Source organism: Streptomyces odontotermitis (assembly GCF_050510915.1).
Taxonomy (GTDB): Bacteria; Actinomycetota; Actinomycetes; order Streptomycetales; family Streptomycetaceae; genus Streptomyces.
In genome coordinates this window covers 99279-115723 of sequence record NZ_JBNJLS010000003.1, presented here as the reverse complement: position 1 = coordinate 115723, position 16445 = coordinate 99279, and the positions used below count along the sequence as shown (strand labels likewise).

General features: G+C 70.3%; 15 protein-coding genes. 7 read left to right on the top strand and 8 right to left on the bottom strand.

Annotation, left to right across the window (positions count from 1 at the left end; all coding sequences use genetic code 11):
- Positions 1-53: 53 nt before the first annotated feature.
- Complete coding sequence (locus ACQB60_RS11285; protein ID WP_003953493.1) at positions 54-536, bottom strand: CarD family transcriptional regulator; 483 nt, start codon at positions 534-536, stop codon at positions 54-56.
- 635 nt (positions 537-1171) lie between these two features.
- On the opposite strand from ACQB60_RS11285, the gene ACQB60_RS11280 reads away from it, so the two are divergent.
- On the top strand, positions 1172-1933 hold the full coding sequence (locus ACQB60_RS11280; protein WP_496925765.1) for a copper chaperone PCu(A)C domain-containing protein: 762 nt from the start codon (positions 1172-1174) through the stop codon (positions 1931-1933).
- A 94-nt stretch (positions 1934-2027) separates the two neighbouring features.
- Here ACQB60_RS11280 and phoP read toward each other — a convergent pair whose 3' ends face one another.
- Both phoP and phoR read right to left on the bottom strand, forming a co-directional pair.
- The gene (phoP, locus tag ACQB60_RS11275) at positions 2028-2708 is read right to left on the bottom strand and encodes a two-component system response regulator PhoP (protein WP_018527980.1); all 681 of its coding nucleotides are present in this window, start codon (positions 2706-2708) and stop codon (positions 2028-2030) included.
- Positions 2705-3985, bottom strand: a complete 1281-nt coding sequence (gene phoR, locus ACQB60_RS11270; RefSeq protein ID WP_384836207.1) for a two-component system sensor histidine kinase PhoR — start codon at positions 3983-3985, stop codon at positions 2705-2707. Before phoR ends, phoP begins: the two co-directional genes overlap by 4 nt.
- A 273-nt stretch (positions 3986-4258) precedes the next feature.
- Here phoR and phoU point away from each other — a divergent pair, with 273 nt between their 5' ends.
- A complete protein-coding gene (gene phoU / locus ACQB60_RS11265) occupies positions 4259-4939 on the top strand; it encodes a phosphate signaling complex protein PhoU (protein ID WP_384836210.1) in 681 nt (226 codons plus the stop codon).
- Between the two features lie 127 nt (positions 4940-5066).
- Here phoU and ACQB60_RS11260 read toward each other — a convergent pair whose 3' ends face one another.
- Positions 5067-5225: a hypothetical protein gene (locus tag ACQB60_RS11260; RefSeq protein ID WP_384836212.1), complete on the bottom strand. Its 159-nt coding sequence runs from the start codon at positions 5223-5225 to the stop codon at positions 5067-5069.
- A 253-nt stretch (positions 5226-5478) separates the two neighbouring features.
- Between ACQB60_RS11260 and ACQB60_RS11255 the strand changes: the two genes are divergently transcribed.
- Positions 5479-7473 carry an Ig-like domain repeat protein gene (locus ACQB60_RS11255; RefSeq protein ID WP_496925764.1) on the top strand — a complete coding sequence of 665 codons (1995 nt, stop codon included), beginning with the start codon at positions 5479-5481 and terminating at the stop codon, positions 7471-7473.
- A 141-nt stretch (positions 7474-7614) separates the two neighbouring features.
- Positions 7615-7818: a hypothetical protein gene (locus ACQB60_RS11250; protein WP_496925763.1), complete on the top strand. Its 204-nt coding sequence runs from the start codon at positions 7615-7617 to the stop codon at positions 7816-7818.
- A 52-nt stretch (positions 7819-7870) separates the two neighbouring features.
- Here the strand turns inward: ACQB60_RS11250 and ACQB60_RS11245 are convergent, their stop codons facing one another.
- Positions 7871-8632, bottom strand: coding sequence for a phosphoglyceromutase (locus tag ACQB60_RS11245; protein ID WP_496925762.1), 762 nt, complete (start codon positions 8630-8632; stop codon positions 7871-7873).
- Between the two features lie 135 nt (positions 8633-8767).
- Here ACQB60_RS11245 and ACQB60_RS11240 point away from each other — a divergent pair, with 135 nt between their 5' ends.
- A complete protein-coding gene (locus ACQB60_RS11240; RefSeq protein WP_496925761.1) occupies positions 8768-10057 on the top strand; it encodes an MDR family MFS transporter in 1290 nt (429 codons plus the stop codon).
- Here ACQB60_RS11240 and ACQB60_RS11235 read toward each other — a convergent pair.
- The 3 genes from ACQB60_RS11235 to mshA form a co-directional block, all read right to left on the bottom strand.
- Positions 10047-11717, bottom strand: coding sequence for a glycosyl hydrolase family 28-related protein (locus tag ACQB60_RS11235; RefSeq protein WP_496925760.1), 1671 nt, complete (start codon positions 11715-11717; stop codon positions 10047-10049). The two genes, ACQB60_RS11240 and ACQB60_RS11235, sit on opposite strands and share 11 nt — an antisense overlap.
- A 136-nt stretch (positions 11718-11853) precedes the next feature.
- Complete coding sequence (locus tag ACQB60_RS11230) at positions 11854-12369, bottom strand: type III secretion system chaperone family protein (protein WP_496925759.1); 516 nt, start codon at positions 12367-12369, stop codon at positions 11854-11856.
- Positions 12362-13717, bottom strand: a complete 1356-nt coding sequence (mshA, locus tag ACQB60_RS11225) for a D-inositol-3-phosphate glycosyltransferase (RefSeq protein ID WP_496925758.1) — start codon at positions 13715-13717, stop codon at positions 12362-12364. The genes ACQB60_RS11230 and mshA overlap by 8 nt, the downstream gene beginning before the upstream one ends.
- A 218-nt stretch (positions 13718-13935) precedes the next feature.
- Here mshA and ACQB60_RS11220 point away from each other — a divergent pair, with 218 nt between their 5' ends.
- Together ACQB60_RS11220 and ACQB60_RS11215 are read left to right on the top strand one after the other, a co-directional pair.
- The gene (locus ACQB60_RS11220) at positions 13936-14748 is read left to right on the top strand and encodes a class I SAM-dependent methyltransferase (RefSeq protein ID WP_496925757.1); all 813 of its coding nucleotides are present in this window, start codon (positions 13936-13938) and stop codon (positions 14746-14748) included.
- 628 nt (positions 14749-15376) lie between these two features.
- Positions 15377-16402, top strand: coding sequence for a C40 family peptidase (locus ACQB60_RS11215; RefSeq protein WP_496926164.1), 1026 nt, complete (start codon positions 15377-15379; stop codon positions 16400-16402).
- Positions 16403-16445 lie beyond the last annotated feature (43 nt).

The following is a 16445-nucleotide window of genomic DNA, read 5'->3' as shown; positions in this document are numbered from 1 at the left end:
GTACGTCTACAGACATCAAGAGTCACCGACTTCAAGAGTCACTGCGACGTGCGTCAGGACGCGAGGACCTCGTCAAGAAGAGCCTCGGCCTTGTCCTCGTTCGTGTTCTCGGCGAGGGCCAGCTCGCTCACCAGGATCTGGCGAGCCTTGGCGAGCATGCGCTTCTCGCCCGCGGACAGTCCGCGCTCACGCTCGCGACGCCACAGGTCACGGACGACTTCCGCGACCTTGATGACATCGCCGGACGCGAGCTTCTCGAGATTTGCCTTGTAGCGACGCGACCAGTTCGTGGGCTCTTCGGCGTACGGCGCGCGCAGCACTTCGAAGACCCGGTCAAGGCCGTCCTGACCGACCACATCACGTACGCCGACGAACTCCGCATTGTCCGCTGGCACACGTACCGTCAAGTCGCCCTGGGCGACCTTCAGCACCAAGTAGGTCTTGTCCACGCCTTTGATCTGGCGAGTTTCGATGGCCTCGATCAGCGCGGCCCCGTGATGGGGATAGACCACGGTGTCGCCAACCTTGAACGTCATGTGACAGGTACCCCTTCCGTGGCTATCCATCCTAACACGAGAACCGCCTCTTCTGAATGGCGTTTTCGCAGGTCAGGGCATATCTCGGGGCTTGACAACAGCAACAGGAACGTGCTGCGAAGGGCCTGCGGAGCCGGGTATTCGCAGGTGGGAGCCGCTCTCCGGGGAAGGCGAAACGTACACGTCACAGAGCCCGCGATCGCCTCCGAAGAGGCTGAACGTCCCGTTTTGCCAGGTTCCAAGCGGGGGACTTCCGCTACTCCGTTCGGTGACGGGAGAGGCGTACGAGACGTTGTGCGGCGGTTCTCGGCGCGATTCCGGAATTGATCAAGCGGGGCCGCACGCCGGTCCGATCTTGATCGGAGATCGAACAGAGATCGATCGAAGATCAATTCTTTGGGATCTCCCCGCATTCCTTGCCGGAAATCCACGCGACGGCGTCACGGAAGTTATGGGAATCAACAATCGTGTGCCGGTGGCACGGTGAGGCCCGAGTGGCTGCTGTGGCCAAGGGGCGGGTCGGGTGCGGTGGCGGCGGAACGGCTCGGTAACCTAAGGCCGCTGACACACCCTTAGGGCGGCTTTACAGCCGTCCGCCCTCCCGTATCGCCCACGTTCAAGGAGTTGCCGCCGCCGTGAGCCGCAGCCTTCGACGCGGCGCCCTCGCCGCCACCACCATCGCGTTCTCGCTCGCCACGCTCGCCGCGTGCGGCGCCGGCAGCGACGCCCAGACCCTGGGGGTCAAGCCGGACAACGCCGAGACCGCCGTCGGCAACATCAAGATCCAGAACGCCATGGTCATCACCCAGCCCGACCTGGAGTCGAAGGGTCCGGCCGTGGTCGCGGGGACGCTCTTCAACAATGGGGACAAGGACCAGACCCTGGACTCCATCACGATCAACGGCACCGGCAAGTCGGCCAAGATCACGCCCGGCAAGGAGGACAAGGTCTCCAAGCCCGGCGGCCCGCTCACGATCCCGGCGGGCGGCTCCGTCGTCATCGGCGGCAAGGGCAACGCCTCCGCCGTCCTGCCGAGCAGCCGTGAGGCGGTCAAGGACGGCAACGCGCAGAAGATGACCTTCACCTTCAGCGAGACCGGCGCCGTCAGCATCAGCGGCTTCGTCGTCCCGGCCGCGAGCTACTTCGAGAAGTGGGGCCCGAGCGAGCTCCCGAAGGCGCCGGACCAGAAGCCTTCGGGCAAGCCCTCCGGGAAGCCCTCGGGCGCGGCCTCCGGCAAGCCCGGTGAGGACGCCTCCACGAACCCGTCCGGCAAGCCCTCGGGCAAGCCCTCCGGGGGTGCCCAGGAAGGCGGCGCACAGCAGGGCGGCGCCCAGGGCGGCACCAACCCGTCGGGGGCCGCCTCGCACGCCGCGGGGACCGGCACCGGGCAGCACTGACCCCTCGTAACGCTGCCGCACAGCAGCGCAGCAGCAGCGCAAAGGGCGGGACCCCTCGGGGTCCCGCCCTTCGGCGTGGTGTGCGCGGGCCGGTTTACGGCTCGAACTTGTAGCCGAGGCCGCGGACCGTGACCAGGTAGCGCGGCGCCCCCGGGTCCGGCTCGATCTTGGCGCGCAGGCGCTTCACGTGGACGTCCAGGGTCTTGGTGTCGCCCACGTAGTCGGCGCCCCAGACGCGGTCGATGAGCTGCATGCGGGTCAGGACGCGGCCCGCGTTGCGCAGCAGCATCTCCAGGAGGTCGAACTCCTTGAGCGGCAGGTCGACCTTGGAGCCGGAGACCGTGACCACGTGGCGGTCCACGTCCATGCGGACCGGGCCCGCCTCCAGGGCCTGCGGGGCGACCTCCTCGGGCTCGCCGCGGCGGCGCAGGACGGCGCGGATGCGGGCCACCAGCTCGCGCGAGGAGAACGGCTTGGTGACGTAGTCATCGGCTCCTATTTCGAGTCCCACGACCTTGTCGATCTCGCTGTCCTTGGCGGTCACCATGATCACGGGGACGTTCGAGCGGCCGCGCAGCTGGCGGCAGACCTCGGTGCCGGGCAGTCCGGGGAGCATCAGGTCGAGCAGGACGAGGTCGGCGCCGTTGCGCTCGAATTCGTCGAGTCCGTCCGGGCCGGTGGCCGCGATGGCGACCTCGAAGCCCTCTTTGCGGAGCATGTAAGACAGGGCGTCGGAGAAGGATTCCTCGTCCTCGACGACGAGCACTCGGGTCACGGAAGGACCTCCGGGGCAGGAATGGTTTCGTACTGGGTGGTCTCGTCGGGCCGGTCGGCCCTGTCGCGGTCGGCGGCTGCGCCGGCGCCGCCCGCGGCTCCGTTGCCGCGGTCACGGTCGCGGGTCGCGCCCGCTTCGGGCAGCCGCAGGGTGAAGGTGGAGCCCTGTCCCTCGGAGCTCCACACGGTGACCTCCCCGCCGTGCGAGGCGGCCACGTGCTTGACGATGGCGAGACCGAGGCCGGTGCCGCCGGTGGCCCGGGAGCGGGCCGGGTCGACGCGGTAGAAGCGCTCGAAGATGCGCTCCTTGTCCTTGTCGGAGATGCCGATGCCCTGGTCGGTCACGGCGACTTCGATGAGGTCTCCGCCGGGCGCGGTCACCCGGCGGGCGGCTATGCCCACGCGGGTGCGGGCGGGCGAGTAGTTCACCGCGTTCTCGACGAGGTTGCCGAGGGCGGCGGCGAGCTGGCCGCGGTTGCCCCAGACGTGCAGGTCGGCGGTGCCGCCCGCGGCCATGGTGATCTGCTTCGTGCCCGCCTGGTGGCGGCAGCGGTCGATGGCCTCGGCCACCAGCTCGTCCACGCGGACCGGCTCGGCGTCCTCCAGCGGGTCGTCGTTCTGCACCCGGGAGAGGTCGATGAGCTCCTGGACCAGGCTGGTCAGGCGGGTCGACTCGATCTGCATGCGGCCCGCGAAGCGCTCCACGGCCTCCGGGTCGTCCGAGGCGTCCATGACGGCCTCGGAGAGGAGGCTCAGGGCGCCCACGGGGGTCTTGAGCTCGTGGCTGACGTTGGCGACGAAGTCGCGGCGCACGGCCTCGATGCGCCGGGCCTCCGTGAGGTCCTCGACGAGGAGGAGCACCAGGCGGGAGCCGAGGGGGGCCACCCGGGCGGAGACGGCGAGCGCCTCGCCGCCGCGGCCCGTGCCGCGCCGCGGCAGGTCCAGCTCGACCTGGCGTATCTCGCCGTCGCGCCGGGTGTCCCTGGCCATCTGGAGCATCGGCTCGACGGCGAGCTTGCCGCCGCGGACCAGGCCGAGGGCGTACGCGGCGGAGCTGGCCTTGACCACGCTGTCCGCCTCGTCCAGGACGACGGCGGAGGAGCGGAGCACGGACAGGACCGTGTCGACGCCGGGCGGAAGGACCGGGTCCGTGTGCAGGGAAGTGCGGGTGGGGCGTTTCTGGTCGCGTTCGCTCCAGCGGAACGCCAGCATGGCGATGACACCGGTGCACACTCCGGCGATCGCTGCCGCTGCGGCGACCGCCGCGTTCACGTCCATGAGTCCAGGTTATGCGTGGTGCGAGCCCCAGCCCCAGCCGTCCGAGGGTCAGCTCGAACACTCGTCGCCCAGAGTTCACCGGGGCGATGTGGCGGGTTCATTTCTGCTGACCGGGTACCCCGGCGGTTACCGGGCGGTCGGTACCCAGGTCGCCCGGTGTTCACCTTGGCGACAGGGTTGGTTCACGCGGGGTGCCGGAAACGGACGCGTCGGGACCACACCGTGGGAGCGTGGGGGTCAGCCCCCTGGGACGTACTAGAGAGGGACAGCCACATGCGTGACGCGTACCACGAGGAACTTGACTCGATCGGCGAGGGGCTGGTCGAGATGGCCCGTCTTGTCGGGTCGGCGATCGGGCGCGCCACCACGGCCATGCTCGACGCCGACCTGAAGATGGCCGAAAGCGTGATCGCCGCGGACCAGAAGGTCGACGATCTCCAGCACGACCTGGAGGCCCGCGCGATAGCCCTGCTGGCCCGCCAGCAGCCGGTCGCGACGGACCTGCGCATCGTGGTCACCTCGCTCCGGATGAGCGCCGACCTGGAGCGCTCCGGCGACCTCGCCCAGCACGTGGCCAAGCTGACCCGGCTGCGCTTCCCCGACTCGGCGGTCCCCCGCGACCTGCACGCCACGATCCTGGAGATGGGTCAGCTCGCGCAGCGCCTGATGGCGAAGGCGGCGGAGGTCATCATCACCAAGGACGTCGACCTCGCGCTCCAACTGGAGCAGGACGACGACGAGATGGACCTCCTGCACCGCACGCTCTTCCAGCACCTGATGGACGACCGCTGGAAGCACGGCATCGAGACGGCCGTCGACGTCACCCTCCTCGGCCGCTACTACGAGCGCTTCGCGGACCACGCGGTGTCGGTCGCCAAGCGCGTCGTGTACCTGGTCACGGGCGAGCACGCGGACGAGATCCAGCCGAGCACGGCGCCGGTCGAGGGCGCCTGAGCCGTCGGGGGCACCTGGGCCGGCGACGGCACCCGGGCCTTCGTGGATTTCGTAGCGCTCGTACGCGCGCGTGGGGCCCCGCACCGATCCGTGCGGGGCCCCACGCCGTCGTACCGCCGTCGTCGCGTCAGCCGCAGCAGCCGCCGCACTGGCAGGGCGCTCCGGACTGGCAGCCGCAGCTGCAGCCCGAGCCGCAGCCGCAGGCGCCGAGCAGGACGAGTGCGGGGAACTCCGCGACTTCTATGGGCTGCTCGGGAGTGAAATCGGGCGTGGGGGACTCGGCCATGGGGGTCTCCTCCTCGAAGGCGTACTGCGAAGACGTACTGCCTACTGCCCATCTCATGCCCACTGGGGCGGGGCGCATCAACGGCGCACGCGCGCGCGGGACTTCAGCGATTCGCAGCACCCCCGCCCCTTGTGAAACTTCCTCCACAACTGTCACAGGAATGCCTTAACCTCAGCGCTGGAACGGGGGGTTACGCCCCGGGCGCGCAGTCGGCCGTCCGGGATTCACTGTGCCTGTGGGGGGCCACATCACCATGCGTACGCGTACGCGCACCATCTCGACCGCGACAGCGCTCGCGGTCCTCTTCAGTTCCGCGGCACTGGTCGCGGTGGCGTCCGGTCCCGCGGCCGCGGACTCGGCCAAGGTCCTGGACGTGAAGTCGGCGGCCGACGTCCTGGTGGACGGGGAGCACCAGCGCGTCTATGTCTCCGACCCGAGGGGCGGCAAGATCGTCGTCACGGACTACGCGGGCACCGTCAAGGCGAGCCTGGACGGGCTGCCGGACGTCGACGGCCTGGCGCTCTCGCCCGACTCCCGCCAGGTGTACGCGGCGGTCTCCGGGCTCAACCGGATCGTCTCCGTGGACACGTCCACGTACACCCAGAGCGCGAGCTACGCGCTCGCCGGCGCGGAGCGGCCGCGCACGCTGGCGCTCGCGAGCGGCAAGCTGTGGTTCGGCTACGGGCCCGACGCGGAGGGCGGCATCGGCTCGCTCGATCTCTCCGGGGACGAGCCGGTCGTCACGCTCGGCCAGGACGGCGAGGCGAGCTACTACTCCGCGCCCGAGCTCGGCTCCGATCCGGACTCGGGGATCCTCGTCGCCGGTGAGCGCACGACCAGCGACGACACCCTGACCGTGTACGACGTGTCGGGGCCGAAGCCGACGACGGTGGCCAGCAAGTCGGTCGAGGGCGGCTTCTTCGACGACATCGCGGTCTCCCCCGACGGGACCCAGATCGTCACGGCCAGCGGATCCCCGTACTACCACCCGGTGTACTCCACCAAGGACCTGTCCCCCGTGGGCCGTTACGACTCCGGGGACTACGGCGCGGCCGTGGACATCGCCCCGGACGGCACCGTCGCGGCGGGCACCTTCTCCTGGTACCGGCCCGACGTGCACATCTACAAGCAGGGCCAGTGGTCCAAGGTCCGCGAGTACGACTTCCCCAACACGGGCGGCGGCAGCGGCGGGGACACCCTGGCCGAGGGCGGCCTGGCGTGGGCGCCGGACGGCAGCAAGCTCTTCGCCGTCTCCTACAACAGCGCGGACGTCTACTCGCTGCGGGTCCTGGACGCCCCCGACAAGTCGCTGCCGAAGCTCACGGTCAGCGCCCCCGAGAAGGCCCCGCGGGCCAGGCCGCTCACCGTCAAGGGCAAGCTCACCGGGGCGGGGCTGCCGGCCGGGACGGACCTGGCGGTGACGCGCACGGACGTGGAGTCGCCCGCTCCGGGCAAGGCGCTGCCCGCCGTGAAGACCGCGGCGGACGGCTCGTTCTCCTTCAAGGACACCCCGCCCGCGGGCGGCAAGGTGACCTACAAGGTCGCCTACGCCGGTGACGCCACGCACGCCGCGGCATCGGCGTCGGCCACGGTGGAGGTCTCCCGTTCCGCGACGAAGCTGACCCTGAACAAGAACGGCAACGTCTACGACTACGGCGCCGACGTCTCCTTCACCGCGCACCTCGGCACGACCTACAAGAACCGCACCGTCGAGATCTGGGCCGACCCCTACGGCGGCGACAAGCCCGCCAAGCTCGTCAAGAAGGGCAAGGTCAACTCCGCGGGCAACCTGTCGGCCGCCGTCGACATGAAGCGCGACACGAAGGTGACCGCCGTCTTCTCCGGAGACGCCCGCGCGGAGCCCAAGAAGGCGACGTCCACGGCGTACGCCAAGGTCAAGATCTCCAACTCCGTCTCCAAGCACTACAAGACGGGCAGGATCGGCGCCACGAAGTACCACTACTTCCACAAGAACACCGACCCGGTGCTCAGCACGGCGATGACGTACTACAAGGGCCGCAAGCACCGCTTCGAGATCCAGGTCTACGGAGACGACCGCAAGTGGCACGCCACCGGCTCCGAGTACTTCAGGCTCGGCCCGGACGGCACCTCCGTCGTCCGCCTGGAGGCCCCCGGCCGGTCGGGCATCCGCGCGCGCATCCGCTCGTCGTACGTGAACGGCACCTCGGGCGACAACGTGAACTCGACGACGCACGGCGCCTGGCAGTACCTGAACTTCACCCGCTGAGCCAGTACGCCGATCCGGCCCGGCAGGAGCGTTTTGGCGCCAACCACGGGTAACTGAGCGGTCACGCAAGTCAGTTCACGCTACACAGGTACGAGGACGTGGTTGCTTGCCTGGGGGAAGGACCGGCCAGTGGTACTCACGATGGACCTCGCGGTTCTGCTGGCCGTCATCATCTTCGTCCTGCTGCGCAGACCCGTTAAGCCGCGGAAGAAGAGCGACACGTTCATGACCATGACCGTGGTGCTCGTCTTCGGGGTCCTGATAGCCCCCACGAGCTTCGGCCACTGGATCCTGAACACCACGGGCGAACTCGCCCAAGGCGTCTCCGACGCAGCCACCCCCTGACCCGCACCAGGCGTGCGGGTCAGGGGGTGGTGTGCGTCGTGCGGGGGTCGGGCTACTTCTTCTTGCCCTGGTTCTTGACCGCCTCGATCGCCGCCGCGGCCGCGTCCGGGTCGAGGTACGTGCCGCCCGGCTTCACCGGCTTGAAGTCGGTGTCCAGCTCGTACGAGAGCGGGATGCCGGTCGGGATGTTGAGGCCCGCGATGTCGGCGTCGGAGATGCCGTCCAGGTGCTTGACCAGGGCGCGCAGCGAGTTGCCGTGGGCCGCCACCAGGACCGTCCGGCCCGTCAGCAGGTCCGGGACGATGCCGTCGAACCAGTACGGGAGCATGCGGACGACGACGTCCTTGAGGCACTCCGTCTGCGGGCGCAGCTCCGGCGGGAGCGTCGCGTAGCGCGGGTCCTCGAACTGCGAGTACTCGGCGTCGCGGTCCAGCGGCGGGGGCGGGGTGTCGTACGAGCGGCGCCAGAGCATGAACTGCTCCTCGCCGAACTCGGCCAGGGTCTGGGCCTTGTCCTTGCCCTGGAGGGCGCCGTAGTGGCGCTCGTTCAGGCGCCAGCTGCGGTGGACCGGGATCCAGTGGCGGTCGGCGGACTCCAGTGCCAGCTGCGCGGTGCGGATCGCGCGCTTCTGGAGCGACGTGTGGACCACGTCCGGGAGCAGGCCGGCGTCCTTGAGCAGCTCACCGCCGCGGACCGCCTCCTTCTCGCCCTTCTCGTTCAGGTTGACGTCCACCCAGCCGGTGAACAGGTTCTTCGCGTTCCATTCGCTCTCGCCGTGGCGGAGGAGGATCAGCTTGTACGGTGCGTCGGCCATGGGCCCGAGCCTAATCGACCCTTCTGTTCCCCGCCGATTGACGGTGGTCGTCAATCCAGTGGCCTTGGTCCCTGGCCGGACCGTAAGTTGCGTTCATCGAACGAGCCACTTACATCACTTCGGGGGAACGCACTCATGTCAGTCGCCGCGCTCAGACGTGCCGCCAAAGAGTCCGTCTCGGGGCTACCCAGGGACTTCTGGTGGCTGTGGACGAGCACTCTGGTCAACCGGCTCGGGGCCTTCGTCGCCACTTTCATGGCGTTGTACCTGACCTTGGAGCGGGGGTACTCGGCGACGTACGCGGGGCTCGTGGCCGCGCTGCACGGGCTCGGCGGCGTCGTCTCCTCGGTCGGCGGCGGCGTGCTGACCGACCGGCTCGGTCGGCGGCCCACGCTGCTCATCGCGCAGACCTCCACGGCAGGATCGGTCGCGCTGCTCGGGTTCATGGAGCACCCGGTGGCCATCGCCGGGGTCGCCTTCCTGGTCGGGATGGCGAGCAACGCCTCGCGCCCGGCCGTGCAGGCGATGATGGCGGACATCGTGCGCCCCGAGGACCGGGTGCGGGCGTTCTCGCTCAACTACTGGGCCATCAACCTCGGTTTCGCGATCTCCTCGGCGGGCGCGGGCTTCATCGCCTCGTACAGCTACCGCGCCGGGTTCCTGATCGAGGCCGCCATGACGCTCGCGTGCGCGATCGTCGTCTACGTGAAGCTGCCCGAGTCGCGGCCGGAGAAGACGCCGGTGGAGGCGGGGGGTGAGCCGGAGGTGGGGCTCGGGACCGTGGTGCGGGACGGGCGGTTCATGGGTGTCGTGGGGCTGTCGTTCCTGGTCGCGCTGATCTTCCAGCAGGGGTCGGTGGGACTGCCGGTGGCGATGGGGCACGCGGGGTTCACCCCCGCCGACTACGGCATGGCCATCGCGGTCAACGGCGTCCTGATCGTCGCGCTGCAGATCCCGGTCACCCGCTTCATCGAACACCGGGACCCGCAGCGCCTGTTGGTGGTGTCGTCGATCGTCGCCGGATACGGCTTCGGACTCACCGCCTTCGCCGGTTCGGTCGGCGCCTTCGCCCTGACGGTGTGCGTGTGGACGCTCGCCGAGATCGTCAACGCACCGACGCAGACCGGTCTCGTCGTCCGGCTCTCGCCGACCCACGGACGCGGGCGCTACCAGGGCATGTACACCCTGTCGTGGGCCGTGGCCGGACTCGTCGCGCCGCTGATGTCGGGCGCCGTGATCGACCGGTTCGGGCCGGAGTGGCTGTGGGGCGGCTGCGCGGTGATCGGGACGGTGGCGGCGGCCGGGTACTGGGGGCTGATGCGGAAGCTGCCGGAGGAGGAGGCACCTGCGGATACCTCCCCTGCCTCCCCTGCCTCCCCTGCCTCTGCCACCCCTGCCGCCTCCGCGGTCGAGCTCAGCGCCTGAGGGCGCGCTGGGCCTCGTACAGATTCCGGGGGCGTACGGGCACGGGGGTCCCGTACGCCTCCAGTCTGCTGTGCAGGTCGCCGGTGAAGTCCGGGACGTCGATCTGGTCGAACTCGCGCACCTCGTTGAGGCCGACGGTGGCGCTGTAGGGCGCGAGGCCGTCGATCTTCATGAGGCCCGCGCGCTCGTTGGTGACGCGGATGTTCCAGTGGGTGAAGCGGGCGCCGAACAGGGGTCCTGCGGTGGCATCGCCACCGTGGCGGCCGTTGTTGTTCACGGTGATGTCCGTGCGGACGTTGGCGAACGGCAGGCCACGGTGGCTGTCGAAGGTGCCCATCTCCATCCGGCCGCGCGACCAGACGTTGTACGAGGAAAGCCCCTCGACGTTGATGCCGTGGAGCTGGGTGTTCGCGGGCGCCGGAACCGTGCGCTCCGCGATCGTGAAGTCCTCGACGAGGTTGTCGTGCGAGCCCTCGCGGCAGAAGTACGGGTGGTGCGAACCCCGGCCCTCCACACGGGTGTTGCGCAGCGTGCAGGCCGAGGCGGCGACCAGGCCGAAGCCGTTGTCGACGTGCCGCACCGTGATGTCGTCCGCCCAGCAGTCGTACGCGCACTGGAAGGCGACGCCGTTGTGGCCCTTGTCCAGGAGGTGCGGGGACTGCGGGGTCTCGACGGCTTCGAGGGTGAGCCCCTCAACCCCCGCTCCGGAGAGGGCCGTTACATGCGTGGTGAGTTCGGGCCGCCACTCCTTGCGGACGTCCAGCGGGAGCGGTCGCTCGAAGGTGACCTTCCGGCCGCGCACGGAGGCGATGCGCACGGGCCACTCGTAGGGGACGTACGAGGTCAGCTTGGTCTTGTCGGCCCAGCTGTACGCCTCGGGCCCGGGGCCGCCGCCCGCCATGTGCTCAAGGAGGGTGTGGTCCGCGTCGTCCGCGAGGCGGAGCAGGACGAGGTCTCCTTGTTGCAGTTTCGCCGGGTCGGCGACGGTCACCGACCAGGAGCCGCGGGTGGCGGGCGCGACGGCGGTGAGGGTCTCCCACTCGTCACGCCTGTTGCCGGTCCAGCCCTCGAAGGGCCACTCCTTGTTCTTGATGGCGGTCGTGAGGGAATCCCAACGGGCCTCGGGGCAGAGCCAGATGAGGCCACCCGCCCAGGACCAGCTGGACTTGTCGCCGCCGTAGCGGGAGCCGTAGACGCCGATCAGCTCGGTGAGGTTCTTGGTGGCGCGGAGGGTGGTGCGGCCACTGCCCGCGCCGCGCAGGACGACGCCGTCGTGGGCGATGCGGATGACGTCGTCGACGCGGTAGGTGCCGGCCGGGACGAGGACCGTGCCCCCGCCGGCCCGTCCGGCGGCGGCGAGGGCACGGTTGATCGCGGGGGCGGAGTCCCGGGCGCCGGTGGGGTCGGCGCCGTGGTCGAGGACGTTCGCGACGACCGGGCGGCGGGGCAGGGTGCGGGCGCCGGTGCGGGCTCCTGCCCTGCCGACGTACGGGATCTGGGGGTGGGTGTAGGGGGTGGTGGTGAACTCGCGCCAGAGGGTGGGGGTGTGGGGGCGGCTCTTGGGAGTGCCCGCCGCGCGTGCGGGGGTGGGGCCGGTCGCTGCGGCCGCCGCCGCGGCTATGGCGCCGCCGAGCACGGTGCGTCTGCCTGGGTTCCGCATCCCGCCACCCTCATCTTCATGGATGTGAACGTGATTCACGTAAGCGATGAGCGGGAGCATGCCAGACCCGGCTATGCGCCGAAAGGGGTTGGACACCGAAAGGGGTTGGACGGGGGGCGAGTTGGAGGGGGCGGGACTACTCGCTCGGGCTCTGGGTCAGATGCGTGAACGCGTCCAGATTGCGCGTGGACTCCCCGCGCGAGACCCGCCACGCGTACTCCTTGCGGATGGCGCTCGCGAAACCGAGCTCAAGGAGGGTGTTGAAGGAGCCGTCCGCCGCCTCCAGGACGGAGCCGAGGAGCCGGTCCAGCTCGTCCGGGGTGACCGCGGCGAGCGGGAGCTTGCCCGCCACGTAGACGTCGCCCAGCCGGTCCACGGCGTAACTCACGCCGTAGAGGCGGAGGTTGCGCTCCAGGAGCCAGCGGTGGAACGCCCCCTCGTTCTCGTCCGGGTGGCGGATCACGAACGCGTTCAGGGACAGGGAGTGCCGGCCGAGCTTGAGCGAGAGCGTCGTGGAGAGCTTGCGCGTGCCCGGCAGCTTCACCACGTAGGCGCCGGGCTCGGGGCTCTCCCATTCGAGTTCGGCGCCGGTCAGGGTCTGCTCGATGATCGCGCTCGGGCCCGGAGCCGTCACGTCCGCCTGCTCAGCCATGGTGCGAGCGTACGTGACGGCGGAAATCGTGCAGGGCGGCGGTGTAGACGTCGCCGGTGGCCGAGGCCGCGGTGTCCCAGCCGAAGGACTGCGCGTGCCGGGCCGCGGCCTGGCCCATGCGGTCCACAAGCTGTGGATGGTCGGCGAAGTCGCGCAGCACGCGCGCGTAGTGGGCCGGTTCGTGCCCGGAGACCAGGAAGCCGGTGACCTCGTCGCGCACCGCGACGGGCAGCCCGCCGACGGCGGCGGCGAGCACCGGCGTCCCCGCCGCCTGCGCCTCGATCGCGACGAGCCCGAAGGACTCGCTGTACGAGGGCATCACCAGGACCGAGGCCGCCCGGAACCAGTCCGCGAGCTGCTCCTGTCCGACGGGAGGCTGGAACCGCACGACGTCCGCGATGCCGAGCCGCGCGGCCAGCTTCTGCAGCCCTTCCGGCTTGGCGAGGCCGCTGCCGCTGGGGCCGCCGACGACGGGCACGACGATGCGGCCGCGCAGCTCGGGGCGCTGGTCGAGGAGGACCGCGACCGCGCGCAGGAGGACGTCGGGGGCCTTGAGGGGCTGGATGCGGCCCGCGAAGAGCGGGATCAGCGCGTCCTGCGGCAGGCCGAGGCGGGCGCGGGCCGCGGCCCGCCCGTCGGCGGGCCGGAAGCGGTCGAGATTGACCCCCGGGTGCACGACGGCGACCTTCCCCGGTTCCGCCTCGTAGTGCCGGACGAGCTCGTCGGCCTCGTCGGAGGTGTTGGCGATGAGGCGGTCCGCCGCGCGCACGATCTGCGTCTCGCCGATGACGCGGGCGGCGGGCTCGGGGGTGTCCCCCTCGGCGAGCGCCGCGTTCTTGACCTTGGCCATGGTGTGCATGGCGTGGACGAGGGGCACGCCCCAGCGCTCGGCAGCGAGCCAGCCGACGTGGCCTGAGAGCCAGTAGTGGGAGTGGACCAGGTCGTAGTGGCCCGGGCGGTGGCCGGCCCACGCCTGCATCACCCCGTGCGTGAACGCGCAGAGCTGAGCGGGCAGTTCCTCCTTCGCGAGCCCCTCGTACGGGCCCGCGTCCACATGCCGTACGAGGACGCCGGGGGCGAGCTCGACGGCGGGCGGGAGGGCGCCGGTCGTGGCGCGCGTGAAGATCTCGACCTCGATGTTGATCGCGGCGAGGCGCTTGGCCAGCTCCACGATGTAGACGTTCATGCCGCCCGCGTCGCCGGTGCCTGGCTGGTGGAGCGGAGAGGTGTGCACGCTGAGCATCGCGATGCGGCGGGGGCGGCGGGGCGGGCGGCTCGCGCCGGGGATGCGGAGCCTGCCCGGGGTCGCCGGGGAGCGACGCCCGAGCCTGGTCACGTACTGGCTCACCTGGCGGTCCTCCTTGATGGCACGACGTCGGGGAGGGCGTACGGGACCCTCTACACAGTCGGAACACCGGAAGGTCGCCCTCCATTTCCACTTTGCCAAACCGTTGCTTTGGGGCGTCTCGGGCGGGGCTTCTCGGGGGTGTCTCGGGCGGGGTGTCTCGGGGGCGTCTCGGCGGGCTCGTTGAGAGGCGTCTCGCCCTGGGCGCTTACGCTTTTCCCATGGCTCCCCGCTCCTCCTCCCGTCCCGTGGGGACGGTCACACGCGGGACCACCAATCCGAACCGGCTGCGGCGCATGGACCGCTGGATCGCCACGCGGCACGGTGGGGTGCTGCGGCGGGCGGGCACGGGGGCGGTGGCCGTGGACCTCGGCTACGGGGCGGCGCCTTGGACCGCCGTCGAGCTGCTGCTCCGGCTGCGGACGGTGGCGCCGCGGGTGCGGGTCGTGGGTGTCGAGATCGACCCGGAGCGGGTGGCGGGGGCGCGGCCCTATGAGAGGGAGGGGCTGAGCTTTCGGCATGGGGGGTTCGAGGTGCCGTTGGGCGGGGGCGCCCAGCCGCTGCTGATCCGGGCCGCGAATGTGTTGCGGCAGTACGAGGAGGGTGAGGTCGCCGCCGTGTGGGAGCGGCTGTGCGGGCGGCTGGCGCCGGGCGGGCTGTTGGTGGAGGGCACGTGCGACGAGATCGGGCGGCGTCATGTGTGGGTGGCGCTGGGGCCCGAGGGGCCGCGGACGGTGACGTTCGCTGCGCGACTGGCCTCTCTTGAGCGTCCTTCGGACCTGGCTGAGCGGCTGCCCAAGGCGCTGATCCATCGGAATGTGCCCGGGGAGCCGGTGCATGCGTTCCTGCGGGACTTCGACCGGGCGTGGGCGGCGGCGGCTCCGTATGCGGCGTACGGGGCGCGGCAGCGGTGGGTGCGGGCGGTGGCGGATGTGGCGGGGGTGTGGCCGGTGGAGGGGCGGCGGGAGGAGTGGGTGCGGGGGGAAGTGACGGTGCGGTGGGGGGCGTTGGCGCCGGGCGCTGCGCTGGGCTGAGCGGGGCGTTTTCGGCTGTTGCTGCTGGTGGGTGGTGGGCGGGTGCGTCTGCGGGTGCTGGTGGGCGGGTGCTGGTGGGTGGTGGGGCGGGGTGGGGACGCGGCGGTATGTCCGTCCTCGAAACGCCTCGGGCGCCGGACGGGTACATGAGTACTGGCTTGGGTGGGGTGCTGTACTGCGGGCGGACATACCGCCGCGTCCCCACCCCTTGCGCCGGTCCTCCGTCTGCAGGTCGTCTCGCCTTGCTGCGCGGGGCGGGCCCCTTCAGCCTCGGAGGGTGTGTGTCTTTCAGCCCGTCCGGCGTTTGAGGACGAGGCCGTTCAGGCCGATGGGGGGTCTGGGGGCGCAGCCCCCGGGTGGGTGCGCCAGGGCGACGGAGGCGCTGTTCGGGAAGGGGCGCCCGCGCGCGGAGCGCGCTAAAGGATGCAGCGGGGGTGCTGGGTGAGGGAACGATCCCTTCGTGCTGTTCGTCACATGGAGCGGGTGGGGGACCGGAGTTGCCGTCGCGCTCTGTCGTATTGGGGACCGGCATGGCACCATCCCGAAAGCGAGCGGAAGTTACTGACGGTAAATCAGTTCTGGGGGGTGGCGGGGCGTGACCGGCAAGCGGCAGACCACCGTGGCGGGCATGGCGCTGATCTGCGCGGTGGCCGTGCTGAGCGGCGTAACGGGGACGGCACATGCGAGCCCGGCCAAGCCAACACCCCCGAAATCCGGCTCCCTTGAGGACGTGCGGAAGAAGATCGACCGGCTCTATCACGACGCCGGACTCGCCACCGAGGCGTACAACGCCGCCGAGGAGAAGACCAAGAAGCAGTCCGAGCGCATCGTCAGCCTGGCCCGGGACATCGCCAAGGGGCAGGCGAAGCTCGACAAGCTGAAGGCCCGGGCCGGCGCCGCCGCCCGCGCGCAGTACCGCAACGGCGGCATGCCTGATGAAGCCCAGCTGATGCTGAGCGACGACCCGCAGGAGTTCCTGGACGGCGCGGGGCGCATGCGGCAGGGCGAGAAGGCCACCAAGGGCATGCTCGGGGAACTGGCCCGTACGCAGGAGGAGTTGGCCGCGTACGCCAAGGACGCCTCCGCCCAGTGGAAGAAGCTGGAAGCCAACCGTAAGGCCAAGGCCGCCTCCAAGAAGAAGATCAAGAAGCAGATCGCGGCCGCCAAGGCGCTGGAGTCGAAGCTCGAGAAGAAGGAGCGCGAGCGACTGCGCAAGCTGGAGGAAGAGGAAGCCCTCAAGAAGCAGTCCGCCTGGGTCAGTTCGGGTGTGCTGAAGGACATTCGGGGGCGGGCCAGCGGGCAGGGGAAGAAAGCCGTCGAATTCGCCACCGATCAGATCGGGAAGCCCTATGTGTGGGGCGCCGAAGGGCCCTCTTCGTACGACTGCTCGGGGCTGACCTCACAGGCGTGGGCGGCCGCCGGGCGCGGCATTCCGCGCACTTCCCAGGAGCAGTGGAAGCAGCTGCCCCACATCGACATCAAGAACATGCGGCCGGGGGACCTCATCATTTACCACTCGGACGCCAGCCACGTGGGGATGTATCTGGGCGACGGCGCGATCGTGCACGCCCCGCGCCCGGGGCGGAACGTGACCATCACGGGCGCCGGGTCGATGCAGATCCTCGGAGTCGTCCGCCCCGACGCCAAGAGCTGACCCGCGCAGCCGGAGCCACGAGCCGAGTCGGAGTCACGAGCCG

What these genes read in the sequence shown, in the direction of transcription:
- ACQB60_RS11285 (WP_003953493.1), bottom strand. Translation starts at nt 536, where the DNA reads ATGACGTTCAAGGTTGGCGACACCGTGGTCTATCCCCATCACGGGGCC.
- phoR (WP_384836207.1), bottom strand. Translation starts at nt 3,985, where the DNA reads ATGGACGTGAACGCGGCGGTCGCCGCAGCGGCAGCGATCGCCGGAGTG.
- phoU (WP_384836210.1), top strand. Translation starts at nt 4,259, where the DNA reads ATGCGTGACGCGTACCACGAGGAACTTGACTCGATCGGCGAGGGGCTG.
- ACQB60_RS11260 (WP_384836212.1), bottom strand. Translation starts at nt 5,225, where the DNA reads ATGGCCGAGTCCCCCACGCCCGATTTCACTCCCGAGCAGCCCATAGAA.
- ACQB60_RS11255 (WP_496925764.1), top strand. Translation starts at nt 5,479, where the DNA reads ATGCGTACGCGTACGCGCACCATCTCGACCGCGACAGCGCTCGCGGTC.
- ACQB60_RS11250 (WP_496925763.1), top strand. Translation starts at nt 7,615, where the DNA reads ATGGACCTCGCGGTTCTGCTGGCCGTCATCATCTTCGTCCTGCTGCGC.
- ACQB60_RS11245 (WP_496925762.1), bottom strand. Translation starts at nt 8,632, where the DNA reads ATGGCCGACGCACCGTACAAGCTGATCCTCCTCCGCCACGGCGAGAGC.
- ACQB60_RS11240 (WP_496925761.1), top strand. Translation starts at nt 8,768, where the DNA reads ATGTCAGTCGCCGCGCTCAGACGTGCCGCCAAAGAGTCCGTCTCGGGG.
- ACQB60_RS11235 (WP_496925760.1), bottom strand. Translation starts at nt 11,717, where the DNA reads ATGCGGAACCCAGGCAGACGCACCGTGCTCGGCGGCGCCATAGCCGCG.
- ACQB60_RS11230 (WP_496925759.1), bottom strand. Translation starts at nt 12,369, where the DNA reads ATGGCTGAGCAGGCGGACGTGACGGCTCCGGGCCCGAGCGCGATCATC.
- ACQB60_RS11220 (WP_496925757.1), top strand. Translation starts at nt 13,936, where the DNA reads ATGGCTCCCCGCTCCTCCTCCCGTCCCGTGGGGACGGTCACACGCGGG.
- ACQB60_RS11215 (WP_496926164.1), top strand. Translation starts at nt 15,377, where the DNA reads ATGGCGCTGATCTGCGCGGTGGCCGTGCTGAGCGGCGTAACGGGGACG.